This is a genomic window from Streptomyces sp. NPDC058257 (assembly GCF_042881845.1).
GTDB lineage: Bacteria > Actinomycetota > Actinomycetes > Streptomycetales > Streptomycetaceae > Streptomyces.
Window position 1 is genome coordinate 442299 of sequence record NZ_JBHVXJ010000001.1, and the last position, 14397, is coordinate 456695.

General features: G+C 70.5%; 10 protein-coding genes and 1 pseudogene. 5 read left to right on the forward strand and 6 right to left on the reverse strand.

What is annotated here, in order from left to right; all coding sequences use genetic code 11:
* From ACFVXC_RS01870 to ACFVXC_RS01880, 3 genes are all read left to right on the forward strand, one after another.
* Positions 1 to 2292 (forward strand): ATP-binding cassette domain-containing protein, encoded by a 2292-nt coding sequence (locus ACFVXC_RS01870; RefSeq protein ID WP_389900517.1) that lies wholly within the window; start codon positions 1 to 3, stop codon positions 2290 to 2292.
* A 76-nt stretch (positions 2293 to 2368) separates the two neighbouring features.
* The gene (ddaH, locus tag ACFVXC_RS01875; protein ID WP_389900519.1) at positions 2369 to 3145 is read left to right on the forward strand and encodes a dimethylargininase; all 777 of its coding nucleotides are present in this window, start codon (positions 2369 to 2371) and stop codon (positions 3143 to 3145) included.
* A 183-nt stretch (positions 3146 to 3328) separates the two neighbouring features.
* A complete protein-coding gene (locus ACFVXC_RS01880; protein ID WP_389900521.1) occupies positions 3329 to 4300 on the forward strand; it encodes an acyl-ACP desaturase in 972 nt (323 codons plus the stop codon).
* A gap of 58 nt (positions 4301 to 4358) precedes the next feature.
* On the opposite strand, the pseudogene ACFVXC_RS01885 reads toward ACFVXC_RS01880, so the two are convergent.
* Positions 4359 to 5095 (reverse strand): annotated as a pseudogene (locus ACFVXC_RS01885) (short-chain dehydrogenase); the annotation flags it as partial.
* Positions 5096 to 5205: 110 nt separating this feature from the next.
* Here ACFVXC_RS01885 and ACFVXC_RS01890 point away from each other — a divergent pair.
* Entirely contained in the window at positions 5206 to 7677 is a 2472-nt protein-coding gene (locus tag ACFVXC_RS01890) for a hypothetical protein (protein ID WP_389900522.1), read from the forward strand.
* A 42-nt stretch (positions 7678 to 7719) separates the two neighbouring features.
* Here the strand turns inward: ACFVXC_RS01890 and ACFVXC_RS01895 are convergent, their stop codons facing one another.
* Together ACFVXC_RS01895 and ACFVXC_RS01900 are read right to left on the reverse strand one after the other, a co-directional pair.
* The gene (locus ACFVXC_RS01895) at positions 7720 to 7959 is read right to left on the reverse strand and encodes a WhiB family transcriptional regulator (RefSeq protein ID WP_389901526.1); all 240 of its coding nucleotides are present in this window, start codon (positions 7957 to 7959) and stop codon (positions 7720 to 7722) included.
* A gap of 260 nt (positions 7960 to 8219) precedes the next feature.
* The gene (locus tag ACFVXC_RS01900) at positions 8220 to 9014 is read right to left on the reverse strand and encodes a VOC family protein (RefSeq protein WP_389900523.1); all 795 of its coding nucleotides are present in this window, start codon (positions 9012 to 9014) and stop codon (positions 8220 to 8222) included.
* Between the two features lie 234 nt (positions 9015 to 9248).
* Here ACFVXC_RS01900 and ACFVXC_RS01905 point away from each other — a divergent pair, with 234 nt between their 5' ends.
* Positions 9249 to 10475 (forward strand): glycoside hydrolase family 64 protein, encoded by a 1227-nt coding sequence (locus ACFVXC_RS01905; RefSeq protein WP_389900525.1) that lies wholly within the window; start codon positions 9249 to 9251, stop codon positions 10473 to 10475.
* A 101-nt stretch (positions 10476 to 10576) separates the two neighbouring features.
* Here ACFVXC_RS01905 and ACFVXC_RS01910 read toward each other — a convergent pair whose 3' ends face one another.
* The 3 genes from ACFVXC_RS01910 to ACFVXC_RS01920 all read right to left on the reverse strand — a co-directional run bounded on the left by ACFVXC_RS01910 (position 10577) and on the right by ACFVXC_RS01920 (position 14009).
* Positions 10577 to 10825: a chaplin gene (locus ACFVXC_RS01910; protein WP_389900526.1), complete on the reverse strand. Its 249-nt coding sequence runs from the start codon at positions 10823 to 10825 to the stop codon at positions 10577 to 10579.
* Between the two features lie 443 nt (positions 10826 to 11268).
* Positions 11269 to 12288 carry a LacI family DNA-binding transcriptional regulator gene (locus tag ACFVXC_RS01915; protein ID WP_389900527.1) on the reverse strand — a complete coding sequence of 340 codons (1020 nt, stop codon included), beginning with the start codon at positions 12286 to 12288 and terminating at the stop codon, positions 11269 to 11271.
* Between the two features lie 86 nt (positions 12289 to 12374).
* On the reverse strand, positions 12375 to 14009 hold the full coding sequence (locus tag ACFVXC_RS01920; protein WP_389900529.1) for a GMC family oxidoreductase: 1635 nt from the start codon (positions 14007 to 14009) through the stop codon (positions 12375 to 12377).
* Positions 14010 to 14397: the final 388 nt, after the last annotated feature.

Consider the following 14397-nt stretch of genomic DNA (forward strand, 5'->3'; position numbering starts at 1 on the left):
ATGCACCAATACATCACGATCACCGGAGCCCGTGAGAACAACCTCAAGGAGGTGGACCTGCGCATTCCGAAGGACCGGCTCACGGTCTTCACCGGCGTCTCGGGGTCGGGGAAGTCGTCGGTCGTGTTCGACACGATCGCGGTCGAGTCGCAGCGCCAGCTGAACGAGACCTTCACGTGGTTCGTCCGCAACCGGCTGCCGAAGTACGAGCGGCCGCACGCGGACGCCATCGAGGAGCTCTCGCCCGCGATCGTCGTCGACCAGCGGCCGATCGGCGGCCACTCCCGGTCCACGGTGGGCACGATGACGGACATCTACTCGGTGATGCGCGTGCTGTTCTCGCGGCACGGCACACCGAGTGCCGGTGCCGCGAGCGCGTACTCGTTCAACGACCCGTCGGGCATGTGCCCCCAGTGCCACGGCCTCGGCAGGACCGTACGGCCCGACTACGACCGCATCCTGGACCCCGCCAAGTCGCTCGCGGACGGCGCGGTCCTCTTCCCGCCGTTCGCCGCGGGGACCTGGCAGGGCCAGACGTACACCAACACCCCCGACCTGGACACGCACAAGCCGGTGGGCCGATTCAGCGCGGCGGAGCGGCGGTTCCTGATGCGCGGCGCCCGGGACAGCGGCAAGGTCAATGTCGACAACACCGGCGGCGCGCGGGACATCGACTACGAAGGGCTCGCCGACCGCTTCGAGCGGCTCTACCTCAACCGCGATCTGTCGACGCTCGCCCAGAAGACCCACGACCTGGTGCAGCGCTTCCTCGTCGAGGGCAGGTGCGACGGCTGCGACGGGGCACGGCTCAACGCGGCGGCCCTCGCCACCCGCATCGACGGAAGGAACATCGCCGACTGCTCGCGCATGGAGGTCACCGACCTCATCGGCGCCCTGGAGCGGATCGACGACCCGGTGGCCGGACCGATCGCGGCGGCGGCCGTGGCGGCGCTCGAACGGATCGAGGCGATCGGCCTCGGCTACCTCAGCCTCGGCCGCGAGACGTCCACGCTCTCCGGCGGCGAGGGCCAGCGCCTGAAGACGGTGCGGCACCTCGGCTCCAGCCTGACCGGCATGACGTACATCTTCGACGAGCCCAGCGTCGGGCTGCACCCGCGCGACGTGGGCCGCCTCAACGACCTGTTGCTGCGCCTGCGCGACAAGGGGAACACCGTCCTGGTCGTCGAGCACGACCCGGACGTGATCGCCGTCGCCGACCACGTCGTCGACATGGGCCCCGCTGCGGGCACGGGCGGCGGTCTGGTCGTCTTCGAGGGGACACCCGACGAGCTGCGGCGCGCGGACACCCTCACGGGCCGGCACCTGCGGCGCTCCACGGGCGTCAAGGAGAGCCCGCGGGAGGCCGTCGGCGGCCGGTGGGTCAAGGGCGCCGACCTGCACAACCTCAAGGACGTCAGTGTGCGCGTGCCGACGGGGGTGCTCACGGCGGTGACGGGTGTCGCGGGCTCGGGCAAGAGCACGCTGGTGTCGCGGGCGTTCGTCGCCGAACATCCGGACGCCGTGGTCGTCGACCAGTCGGGCATCGGCATCTCGGGCCGGTCGACCCCGGCGACGTACCTCGGGATCATGGACTCGCTGCGCAAGCTCTTCGCGCGGGAGACCGGCGAGGAGGCGGGGCTCTTCAGCTTCAACTCCCGTGGCGCGTGCGAGAGCTGCGAGGGGCGCGGGGTCATCCACAGCGACCTCGCGTTCATGGATCCGGTCACGACGACCTGCGAGGCGTGCGAGGGGCGCCGCTTCAAGGAGGAGGTGCTCCGGCTGACCGTCGACGGCAGTTCCATCGCCGATGTGCTCGGCATGACAGCCGAGCGCGCCCTGGACTTCCTGGCCGCCGTCGACGACACGGCGGTACGCCGGCGCCTGCGGGCCCTGCGCGACGTCGGGCTCACCTACCTGACGCTCGGGCAGCCGCTGAGCACCCTGTCGGGCGGCGAGCGCCAGCGCATCAAGCTCGCCACGCAGCTGCACCGCACCGGCACGACGTACGTCCTCGACGAGCCGACGACCGGTCTGCACATGGCCGACGTGGACGGCCTGCTCGCCCTCCTCGACCGGCTCGTCGACGCGGGGAACACCGTGATCGTCGTCGAGCACAACCTGGAGGTCGTCAAGCACGCGGACTGGGTGATCGACCTCGGCCCCGACGGCGGCAAGCACGGCGGCCGGGTCGTCTTCGAGGGCACGCCGGGGCAGCTGGTCGACGCGGAGGGGTCCTTCACGGCCACGCATCTGCGGCGAGGCCTGGGCCTGGACCCCTTGCACACTGCATGATGTGCGGCAGCACCCCGGCCCGGCGCGCAGCCGGGCGGGGTACCCCCCGCCGCTGAACCCCTACGGAGAACATCCCGTGCCCAGCAGGAAAGCGCTGATCCGCCGGCCAGGACCGCGCATCGCCGAGGGTCTGGTCACGCATGTCGAGCGGACCCCGGTCGACGCGGGCCTCGCGTTCGAACAGTGGGTGGCGTACGCCGAGGCGCTGCGGGCGCACGGCTGGGAGACGGTCGAGGTGGAACCCGCCGACGACTGCCCGGACGCGGTCTTCATCGAGGACGCCGTCGTCGTCTTCCGCAACGTGGCGCTGATCGCCCGTCCAGGCGCCGAGTCGCGGCGCGCGGAGACAGCGGCGGTGGAGGAGGCGGTGGCCCGGCTCGGCGCCTCCGTGAACTGGGTGTGGGAGCCGGGCACGCTGGACGGCGGCGACGTCCTCAAGGTCGGCGAGACGATCTACGTGGGGCGTGGAGGGCGCACGAACGCCGCCGGTCTCCGGCAGCTGCGGGCCGTCTTCGAGCCGCTGGGGGCGCGGGTCGTGGCCGTCCCCGTGACCAAGGTCCTGCATCTGAAGTCGGCGGTGACGGCGCTGCCCGACGGCACTGTCATCGGCCACCCGCCGCTCGTGGACGCTCCCTCGCTCTTCCCGCGCTACCTGCCGGTTCCCGAGGAGTCGGGGGCGCACGTGGTGCTGCTCGGTGGCTCAAAACTGCTACTTGCGGCGAGTGCGCCGAAGAGTGCGGAGCTGCTCGGCGACCTCGGTTTCGATCCGGTGATGGTGGACATCAGCGAATTCGAGAAGCTCGAGGGCTGTGTGACATGCCTCTCAGTGCGGCTACGCGAGCTGTACGCGTGACCACTCCTGGGACGACTGGGGCGGGAGGGGGCGCTGGGCCCCGAATTCTCAGCCACTTTACGGAGGGCTTAACCTACGGCAACGTAACCTACGACACCGTAGGTAGGTAGCACCCGCTCGTACTACCGCGTAACCCCTACGCACGTAATCCGTAAAAAAAACTCCCGTCCCCCTGGAGCCCCCGTGACGATCACCTCTCCTCATCTCGGCAGCACGGACGACTGGACCGATGCCCGGTTGCTGTTCGCCCTGGAAGAAGTGGTCGAGAAGGAGCTCAACCGCCACCTGAAGGTGGCCAAGGACTGGATGCCGCACGAGTACGTGCCGTTCTCCGACGCCCGGAACTTCCCCGGCTACTTCGAGGACGGCCAGGCCTGGGAGCCCGAGCAGTCCAAGGTCACGGACATCGGCAAGATCGCTCTCGTCGTCAACCTCCTGACCGAGGACAACCTCCCCAGCTACCACCACGAGATCGCGTCGCTCTTCGGCCGCGACGGCGCCTGGGGCACCTGGGTGCACCGCTGGACCGCCGAGGAGGGCCGCCACGGCATCGTGATGCGCGACTACCTCCTCGCCTCGCGTGCCGTGGACCCGGACAAGCTCGAACAGTTCCGCATGGCGCACATGGCCGAGGGCTTCGAGTCCGACAACCGTCACTCGATGCTGCACTCGGTGGCGTACGTGGCCTTCCAGGAGCTCGCGACCCGCGTCTCGCACCGCAACACGGGCCACCAGTCGGGCGACCCGGTCTGCGACCGGATGCTGGCGCGGATCGCCACCGACGAGAACCTGCACATGGTCTTCTACCGCAACCTCCTGGGCGCGGCCTTCGAGCTCGCCCCCGACCTCACCATGCAGTCCGTGCGCGACGTCGTCGTCAACTTCCGGATGCCCGGACACGGCATGCCCGGCTTCGAGCGGGCCGCCGCGCAGATGGCGATCGGCGAGATCTACAACATGCGCATCCACCACGACGACGTGATCCAGCCCGTCCTGCGCTACCTGAAGGTCATGGAGATCGGCGGGCTCGGCCCCGAGGGTCTCAAGGCGCAGGAGGAGCTCGGCCTCTACATGAACGGGCTCGACACCGAGGCCTCCAAGTTCGACGAGAAGCTTGCCGCGCGGAAGGTGCGGATGGCCGCGCGGGGGAAGTAGTCACCCTGCGGGTGGGTGGGGCCTGACCTGAACGCCGCTTCGCGGCGCTTCTCTCCCGCCCACCCACCAGATCGCCCCGCGGGGCGGGGTTCTCGTCGGTGATCCAGCCGGTGTCGACGGCGCACATGTGCACGCCGCGCTCGGCGAGTCCGGCCGCGCTCGTGCGGGTGAGCATGTTCAGGGCGGCCTTGGCCATGTTCGTGTGCGGGTGCCCTGGCATCTTGTCGCGCACCGCGAAGCGGCCCTCGACCGCCGTGACGTTGATGATGTGGCGCCCTCCAGCGTCCCCATCGGCCGGAATCCCGGCGCGCCCCGCGCACCGGCGGGCAGTTGCGCCGACTCCCCCGCGGCGAGGGCCGCGTACGACTCGGGTGGCCGCCGGATCGTCTGCGCCGCGTTGTTGACCAGAACGTCGAGCGGCTCGCCCTCCGCGCGCAACTCATCCCGGCCCCCGGTGAGCAGCGCGCGACGCCCGCTCAGATCGGTGCTCAGGCCGCGCCGGGAGCGGTTGTCGGCGGCGCAGTCCGGACAGAGCCGGTGGTAGAAGGAGTCGACCTGTCGATACGACACCTTGCAGACATAGCAGGGCCGCGGACGTCTGAAGACCCCGGCGGCGTCGGCGGCGGAGAGTTCGGCGCCGCGCAGCCGTCCGTCACGGGCGAAGGAGGCGGCGACCTGCTCGGTGTGCAGCCGCACCGGGTCGTCGACCGGCAGTTCGCGGAGCCTGCCGATCACGTCGTCGAAGACCGCGAGGTCCGCCTCGCTGATCCCGCTGATCCCGCCGCTCCCACTCATCCCTCACGCCCCGCCCGCGCTCCGGGATCGTAACCGCGGCAGGGCCGCCGTGCCGAACCGATTTACGACCGCCCACCCCGGTGCAACGGTGGGCAGCGGGGGTGGAACCCATGGCACAGACCCATGAGTGGATGTTCTACGAGGTCATGTGGCGCGGTTGGGCCCGGCGGGCGCAGGTGCCCTACCCCGTCCCGTGGTGGGCGCAAGCGGCCTTCCGGCACTGGAGCGACGACTTCGACTCGGGAACGTACGACTCCAAGGAGGCCGCCTTCGCCTCCAACGCCCTGTACCGCTACTGGCACATGGTGGGCGTCAAGGACCACCGCCAGGAGTCCCTCATCGGGCAGGCGGGCGAGATCGAGCCGGTCTACGACAAGTACTGCCTCTCCTTCTCCCTCTACTCACCGTCGACCGGCGCCGTGCGTCTGCCGCAGCTGACGGACGCCGGGGTGGTGTGCCAGCGCATGGAGGCGCCCCATCTGCCGGTGGTCCTGACGACGTTCCGCACCGCCGACGGCACCGAGTTCGTGCAGCGGACCTTCGGGACGGCCATCGGCGCCCGGCAGCGGGATCTCGTCGTGACCCGTCTGACGGTGGGCAGCGCGACCGGGCAGCCGCGCGAGGGCTGGCTGTGCGCGGCCCTCATGCCCGCGGGGCCGAGCGGCTTCCAGCGGCACGACCGCAACGGCCGCCAGATCACGGACCGGCGGCTGACGTTCCTGCGCCATCTGCCCGGTGAGGGGAGGGTGGAGACCAACAGCGGCTGGGGTCCGGTGTTCGACACGCCTCCCGAGCAGTACGGGATGTACGGCAACCCGGACTTCACGTACGACCCGGACTCCTATCTGACCCGCAGCCCGTTCCACGACCTCGTCATGGGCGGCAAGCTGAACGGCGCGCTTCAGGCGCAGGACCAGATCGCGGGGCTGTGCAGCGCGGCGTTCGCCTGGCCCTACCGGGTCGTGGACGACGGACTGTTCGAGCTCGACGTACGGCTTCCCGTCGATCTCTACAGCGGGGCCGCCGACCTGGCGGAGATCAGGGCCGCTCCCGCCGTCGCCCTTGAGGAGGCCAACCGGGTCTTCTGGACGGGGAAGCTGATCGCGCAGGGCGTGCGGCCCGAACTCCCCCGCCCCGTCGCACACTTGGCGGACCAGTTCCGCCAGTGCCGCTCACAGCTCCTGATCCTCTCCGACCACGGCGAGATCCATCCGGGCCCCACCGTGTACGACTCCTTCTGGATCCGTGACTCCTCCGTCGAGGCCACAGCGTGCTCGCTGGTCGGCGACACGGCCCTGGCCGAGCGCCAGTTGGGCACGCACTATCCGCTCAAGTTCAACCGCGGTTCGGGACGGATCGGGCCGTGCGCCGAGTACGGCTTCTACGGCGGCCCGCACGAGAAGGACGACCGCGAGTGGGACAGCAACGGCCAGGCGCTGTGGGCCATCGGCCGCTTCGACCGGACGCACGGCCACTCCACAGCCTTCGGGGCGAAGCTCTACACGCCGTACGTCGTCGACGGCGCCCGGTGGCTGCGCGACAACCGCGACCAGTACGGACTGCTGCACAGCGGCTGGAGCGCCGAGCACCTCGGCGAGCGCGACAAGCCGCACTACTGGGACGACTTGTGGGGCCTGGCGGGTCTTTACGAGGCGGCGCGGCTCGCGGAGCGGATCGGCGCCCCCGACGGACCCGAGCTCTGGGGCGCCTTCGACGACTTGAAGGAGGCGACGGCGGCCTCGATCCGCTGGGTTCTGGAGGAACAGCGCAGGCGCGGCGCCTGGGAGACCTACATCCCGACCGGTCCTGGTGACGTCGGCCGGCTCGACTCGACGATGATCGGTACGGCGGCGTTCTTCCACCCGCTGCGGCTGCACATGGGCAGCAAGCTGGGCGAGGACATCGACCGGGCGGCCCGCTCGACACTCGACACGATGTACGCGCACTTCGTGACCGGCGGCTACCGGCACGAGGCGGCCTGGAACGCCTACGGCCCCTACCTCACGACGCAGTTGGCGCACGCCTACCTGCTGTCCGGCGACGCCGCCCGGATGGACGCGCTGCTCGGCTGGATCGTGGGCGCCTCGCTGCCGCGGGCCGAGGAGCGAGCGGTGGCGCTCGGCGCGTGGAACGAGCAGCACGCCTTCCCCATCGCCTCCGACCACCGCGAAGTTCCCACCCGTCACTGGTACATGGGGGACATCCCGCACGGCTGGGCGGCGGCCGAGTATCTGCTCCTGATCCGCGACATCCTCTTCTTCGAGGCCGACGAGGACCGCGACCCGCATCTGTACATCGCTCCGGGCGTACGTCCCCACTGGGTGCCCGACGGTACTTCGGTGGCCGTCGACGACGCCCCGAACCTCTTCGGCGCGCCCTTCGGCTACCGGCTCACCCATGACGCGGGCGGCCGGAAGGTCACCGTGGACATCACGCGGGCGCCGGAACGCGTGCGGTACGTCTATCCGTGCCGGTTCGGCCCGGTGCGGGCGGCGACGGCGGACGGCCGCGACCTGACGGTGACAGGGGACGACGTGCGCGTTCCGGCGGGGACGAGGAGGTTCACGGTCACGTACACCTGATCGCGGACGCCTGATCGCGGACGCCTGATCGCGGACGCCTGGTCAGCCGCGTCTGAGGCCGAGCCGCTCCTTCTCCGAGAGGCCGCCCCAGACGCCGAACCGCTCGTCGTTGGCCAGGGCGTACTCAAGGCACGCGGTACGCATCTCGCAGAGCTGGCAGATGTACTTCGCCTCGCGCACGGAGCTGCCCGGTTCGGGGAAGAAGAACTCGGATCCCGTCTGGGCGCACAGGGCCTGCTTCTGCCAGTCGAGTTCCGGCTCGGCTGTCGTGTGGATCTGCATGCCGTCGATGCTGGCAGCGGGCACGAAACAACGGATCAACGAACGATCAACGCCGCGACGTGCGCTGTTTCGGGCACCTCCTTGTTGCCCACGGGGGACGAGGCGAAACGTGCGGGGTTGTTCGTGTGCTGGACGGGGTGACTCCGTTTATCTCCTCCTGTCCCGCCTCCATGGGGGTTCGGTACCGCACGGCACGGCCGGGCGGTACCGAACCCGGACAGCCGTGGCCCTCAGTCGCCGCCGCCCTCCGGCTTCTCCTCTCAGCCCGCGCTCGGCGCCTCCGGCTGCATCAGCGCGAACCGCGCCCCGGACGGGTCCGCGAGCTTGGCGAAGCTGCCGACGCCCGCGAGGTCCATGCGTGCCACCCGCACCGTGCCTCCGGACGGCTCGACCTTTGCGAGCACCGCGTCCATGTCGGTCACCTGGAAGTACGGAGTCCAGTACGCCCCCGCCTCGGCTTCGTCCGGGGCGTCGGACAGCGGCCACAGGCCACCGAACATGTCGTTCTCGGTGCCGCCCGCGGGATGCACCATCGTGTACGAACCGCCCTCGAAGGCCTGGGTGGAGGTGCCCCAGCCGAACACGGAGCCGTAGAACTCCTGGGCCGCGTCGATGTCCGGTGTGTAGAGCTCGGTCCAGCACATGCTGTTCGGGGCGTCCACCAGGTCGAGGCCCTTGTTCGTGCCCGGCTGCCACACGGCGAAACCGACCCCTTGGGCGTCGGTGAAGACCGCCATACGGCCGAGGTCGCCGACGTCCATGGCCTCGTACACCGTGCTGCCGCCGGCCTGCTCGACCGCCTTGGCCGTCGCGTCGGCATCCGTCGTCTTGAAGTAGATCGTCCAGGCCGGAGGGGCCTGATCGGCGGTGACGGTCATGGCGCCGGCCACGGTCTTCCCGTCCGCCTGATACATGCCATATCCACCGAATTCTGCGCCGCCCGAGCGGAACTCCCACCCGAAGAGCGCGCGGTAGAAGGCGTGGGCACCTTCCAGATCCGGGGTACCGAGGTCCACCCATGTGGGGGCGCCCACGGCATAACGGGTATTGAGCATGATCGACTCCTTTGTCGTATCTCTCTTCCGTACTCCCGAGTCTGGCACCCGGCACTGACAGTGCGCGCATGCTGCCACCTTGTGAAGGAAACAAGATTGTGAGAGCGCTCTCAGCCACAACTCTTGACGCCCGGATTCACCGACGCAACAGTGGTCGCACTCACGCGGCCCACCACCCCCCACGGCCGCACGACATCCCCCACACATCCCCCCACACATCCCGGGAGACCTTCCGTGATATCGCGTCGAGTGTTCCTGTCCACTGCCGCCGGTGCCGCCGGAGCCCTCACCTACCCCGTCTGGGGAAGTGCCCTCAGCCCCCACGCCAAGGCAGCCCCCGCGACCTGTGAACTCGCCCTCCAGAACAAGTCGTTGCCGGGCAAGGTGAGCGCCTACGTCACCGGACACGAGGAGGGCACCGACCGCTGGGTCCTGCTCAAGCCGGACGGCGGCGTGTACCGGCCCGACTCGCCGTCGGCCCCGGAGACCCCGCTGCCCGTCGACTGCGCGATTCCGCTGGGCGCGGCCGGATCCGCGCCGAAGATCCTGACGCTTCCTCACATGTACGGCGCCCGCGTCTACTTCGTGCGGGACGACAAGCTGGACTTCTTCCTCAACCCGGGTCCTTCGCTCGTCGAGCCCGCCTTCGCGACCAAGGAGGACGCCAACTACGGGCGCACCTGGTCGTTCTGCGAATTCACCTTCAACAACGACCAGTTGTACTCCAACATCAGCTACGTCGACCTCGTCACGGCCCTCCCCATCGGCCTGACCCTGGAGGGGGACGACACCCACGAGGTGGCTCCCCTGCCGGACGGAGCCGTCGACAAGATCGCCTCCGACCTCGTCGCCCAGGGCGAGAAGGACGGGCAGCCCTGGGGCGACCTGGTGATCCGCGGCGAGGGCGGCGACGTACTGCGGGTCATCTCTCCGCAGAACCTCATGGCCCCGTACTTCGACCGCCCCGACGAGATGCCGTTCCGGGACGTGTGGAGCAGCTACATCGACGAGGTGTGGGAGAAGTACCGGAGCACCGACCTGAAGATCGACCTCCAGGGCGGCCGTGGCGTGTTCACCGGGCGGGTGAGTGGCGACACGCTGACGTTCAACGGTGGGCACACGTTCTCGAAGCCGACGTCGAAGGACATCTTCACCTGCAACCACGGGCCCTTCACCAACGACCCCGGGGACAACGACGACAAGAAGGGCCTGCTCTCGCGGCTCGCGGCGGGGTTCAACCGCAGCATCATGCTGACGCACGCGGAGCAGCCGAACGGGGCCGGTTCCGGGGACTACTACAAGGGCGACGTGACCAACCACTGGTCCCGGGTGGTGCACGCGAACTCGCCCATCGGATACGCGTTCCCGTACGACGACGTCCGTCCTGACGGGGAACCCGATGTGTCCGGCGCGGCGCACGACGGCAACCCGCGACGGTTCACGGTGACCGTAGGGGCGTAGGGGCGTAGGGGCGCAGCCCGGAACTCCTGCACCCCCGACACACTCACGCCGCCCCGTCGCGCGCTGGTCGCGACGGGGCGGCGGTGTGCCGTGCGGCAGGCTTACTTGCAGTTGTTGCCCGTGGCCGGGTTGAGGAGGCCGATGACGTCCAGGGAGTTGCCGCACACGTTGACGGGGACGTCTACGGGAATCTGCAGGACGTTGCCGCTCAGTACGCCGGGCGAGTTCTGCGCCGTGCCCTCGGCGTAGGCGCCGGGGCCGGGGTCGGCGGCGGCTACGGCGGAACCGGCCCCGCCGATGACGGTGACCGCGGCGAAGGCCGCTGCTGCCAGGATCGCGCGCTTGCGCATGGTGTTACCTCCGGATGAGGGAAAGTACTAATCCGAGCCTCACCCGGTCAGCGCCCGACAAAAACGCAGGTGGACCGTGCGGGGTAACGAGGGCACCCGTTCGTATGACTGCGGGCGGTTCTCAGGCCCAGGGTGCCGCGGAAGAGGGCGGACCGGGGCGGGCCCCGGACGCCCGTGGCGCCGCGAGAGTTCCCCGCTCCGTGTCCAGACAGCCACGGGACGGCGGCATGCCCCGCCCCGACCGGAGTCCCGGGCGCGAAGCCGGCGACCCCAGCAGGACGGCGCAAGGCCCCGCCCCCGAAGCCGTCCGGGCGCGAGGGGGGCGGTCCGGGTACGACGGGCCGGGCCGGGTACGGCGGGCCGGGCCTGCCTGGTACGACGGACCGGGCCGGGCGCGGTGGGCCAGTCCGGGTACGGCGGGCCGGGAGGAAGGCGCCGCCCCCCTACGCCGACCCCCTACGCACCAGCTTCGTCGGCAGGACCACGCTCTCCGTCGGCAGCTCGCCCCTTGCGAGCAGCATGCGTGCCATCAGGCGGCCCATCTCCTCGATGTCCTGGCGCACCGTCGTCAGCGGCGGTTCCACCTGTTCGGCCACCACGAGCATGTCGTCGAAGCCCACCATCGCGACGTCCTGAGGAACCCGCATCCCCCGCTCGCGGAGCACCCGGAGCGCCCCGGACGCCGTCAGGTCATTGGCGGCGAAGACCGCGTCGAGGTCAGGGACGCGGTCGAGGAGTTCGCGCATCGCGCGCTCGCCGCCCGCCGGGGTGAAGTCGCCCTGCGCGACGAACCTCTCTCCCGCGTCCGGCAGGACGTCACGGAAGCCGTCCAGCCGGTCCACCGCCGATGTCTGGTCCAGCGCGCCGGTGATGTGCGCGATGCGGGTGCGGCCGAGGGAGACCAGGTGGCGCACCGCGTCCCGCGCCCCGCCCCGGTTGTCGCAGTCGACGTACGGAGACGTCACCGTCCCGTCCTGCCATCCCGGACGGCCGCCGAACACCGTCGGCACCCCCGCGCCCTGGATGATGCCGGGCAACGGATCGTCCAGGTGCAGGGAGAAGACGAGGGCCCCGTCCACATGGCCACCCGCCAGATAGCGGCCGACCCGCTCATGATCGTCCCGCCCCTCCGTCAGGAGCAGCACCAGCTGCACGTCACGCGATGTCAGCTCCTTGCTGATTCCCCGCAGTTGCAGCGCGAAGAACGGGTCGGCGAACACCCGCGTCTCCGGCTCGGCGATCACCACGGCGACCGCGTCGTGGCGGCGGGTCACCAGACTGCGGGCGGCGCGGTTCGGCACGTAACCGAGTTCGTCGACCGCGAGCCTGACCTTCTCGGCGAGCACCTCGCGTACGCCCGCGTCGCCGTTGACGACGCGGGACACCGTGGCCCGGGAGACTCCGGCCCGTGCGGCCACGGCCTCCAGGGTGGGGCGCGGGGCGGCGCTCGGCGACTCGGTCACGTGGGGCTCCTCGGGGGGCGGCTCGCTGGTGTGCGCCGGTCAGGATACGACCGGCGGGCGGGGCGGGGAGAGAGACCCCACCCGCGTCACCTCCGCGCGTCCTGCCTGATCAGCTCGGCCGCCTTCTCCGCGAGCGCCACCGTGGGAGCGTGCGTGTGGCCGCGCGTGATCCGCGGCATGACCGAGGCGTCCACGACCCGCAGCGCCGTCACTCCCCGCACCCGCAGCGCCGGGTCGGTGACCGACTCCTCGTCGCTGCCCATCCGGCAGGTGCCGACCGGGTGGTAGAGCGTCTCGGACGCCCTGCGGATCGCCCGGGCCAGGGTCGCGTCGTCGACCGTGCCCGGATGCGGTGCCATCGGTCCCGATGTGTACGGGGCGAGGGCGCGGCCCGCGAGAAGCTCCTCCGCGCGGCGCACCCCGGCGATGAGCGTGCGGATGTCGGCCTCCGCCGTCAGATAGCCGGGGTCGATGAAGGGCGCGGAGCCGACGCCCGGACCCTTGGGGGTGATCCGGCCCTCGCTCTCCGGCTGGAGAAGCACCACGCCGATGGTGATGCCGTGTTCGGTCGGCGGGGTCAGGCCGTGGTTGATGAAGGGGACGGGGGCGTAGATCAACTCGATGTCGGGAGCCGTCAGTTCGGGCCGCGTCCTGATGAAGGCGACGGCTTCGCCGATGTTCGACGTGAGTGGGCCTCGGCCGCCGAGCAGGAAGCGGCCGACGTTGACGAGGGAGTCCGCGCCGGTCAGCGTGATGGGCTGCGGGCAGCCCATGGTGACCACGTAGGAGAGGTGGTCCTGGAGGTGGCGGCCCACGCCCGGGGACGCGACGCGCGTCTCGATGCCCACCCTCGACAGGTCGTCCGGGTCGCCGACACCGGAGGCCTGGAGGAGCTGCGGGGATCCGATGGTGCCCGCGCTGAGGATCACCTCGCGGCGTGCGATCAGCTTCCCCGGCACACCGTCGGCGATGACACCCGCCACGCGCGTCCCGTCGAACTCCAGCCTGCGGACCCGCGCTTCGGCGAGGACGTGCAGGTTGCGGCGGCGCCTGGCAGACCTCAGATAGCCGTCGGCAGCGCTCCAGCGGCGACCACGGCGCTGGTTGAGCGGGGTCAGCGCGAAGCCGCTGTGGTCGGGCTCGTTCAGTTCGGCCAGCTCGCGCAGCCCCGCCTCACGGCAGGCGTCCAGGAAAGCGGTGGTGGTCGGGTTGAGGGCGCGGGGCGGGGATATCCAGAGCGGCCCGCCGGTTCCGTAGCCGCGGTCGGCGCCCGCCCCGACCGCCCTCCCCACTGCGCCCGACTCGCCTGCCGCGCCCGCCCCGCCCGACCACCGCTCCGCCCGCCGGAAGTAGGGTTCGAACGCCTCGTAGGACCACTCCGGCCCCGCGGCCTCGCCCCACGCGTCGTAGTCCTCGCGGTGGCCGCGCACCCACATCATGGCGTTCATCGAGGACGAGCCGCCCAGGACGTGGCCGCGCGGCCAGTACAGTTCGCGGCCGTCGAGCGCGGACTGCTTGGCGGTCGAGTAGTTCCAGTCGTAGGGCGTCTTGAACAGCTTCGGGAAGGCCGCCGGGATGCGGATCTCGGGTTTCCGGTCACGTGGCCCCGACTCGACGAGCGCCACCCGCACCGCCGGATCCTCGGAGAGCCGGGCGGCGAGGACGCATCCCGCGGAACCGGCACCGACGATGACGTAGTCGTACACGCTATCCTTGCTCAACTCGACTCCCTTGATGGGTAGTTCGCGCAGGATGCTCACAGGGGGCGTACGGGCGGGCGCGTGCGTGAGGCGTACAAGGAGTACACCCAACGTGGACCTCTGGGTAAAGGGATGGAGCGCGTATCGGCGGCTCCTACACGATCTCCACATAACGACCAGAAACGCCGACCGCCGAGCGCGGTACCGCCCGCACCGAGCGCGGCACTGTCAACGCCTTCGGACGGGCCTGCTCGCTGGTGGCCAGACCCACATCGAGCCCCCGGGAAAGGGCACTTGGGCTGTCGGGATGTTCACGAAGCGAAGAGCGCGCAAGCAGGCCGAGCCGCACGAGGAGCCGGCGGCCCCGCTGCGGGGTCCGGACGCGGAGGTCCGACGGCCGCGAGGTGGC

Bases quoted from the DNA above. Each gene is read 5' to 3' on its own strand.
- ACFVXC_RS01870 (WP_389900517.1), top strand. From the start codon at position 1: ATGCACCAATACATCACGATCACCGGAGCCCGTGAGAACAACCTCAAG.
- ACFVXC_RS01890 (WP_389900522.1), top strand. From the start codon at position 5,206: ATGGCACAGACCCATGAGTGGATGTTCTACGAGGTCATGTGGCGCGGT.
- ACFVXC_RS01895 (WP_389901526.1), bottom strand. From the start codon at position 7,959: ATGCAGATCCACACGACAGCCGAGCCGGAACTCGACTGGCAGAAGCAG.
- ACFVXC_RS01900 (WP_389900523.1), bottom strand. From the start codon at position 9,014: ATGCTCAATACCCGTTATGCCGTGGGCGCCCCCACATGGGTGGACCTC.
- ACFVXC_RS01910 (WP_389900526.1), bottom strand. From the start codon at position 10,825: ATGCGCAAGCGCGCGATCCTGGCAGCAGCGGCCTTCGCCGCGGTCACC.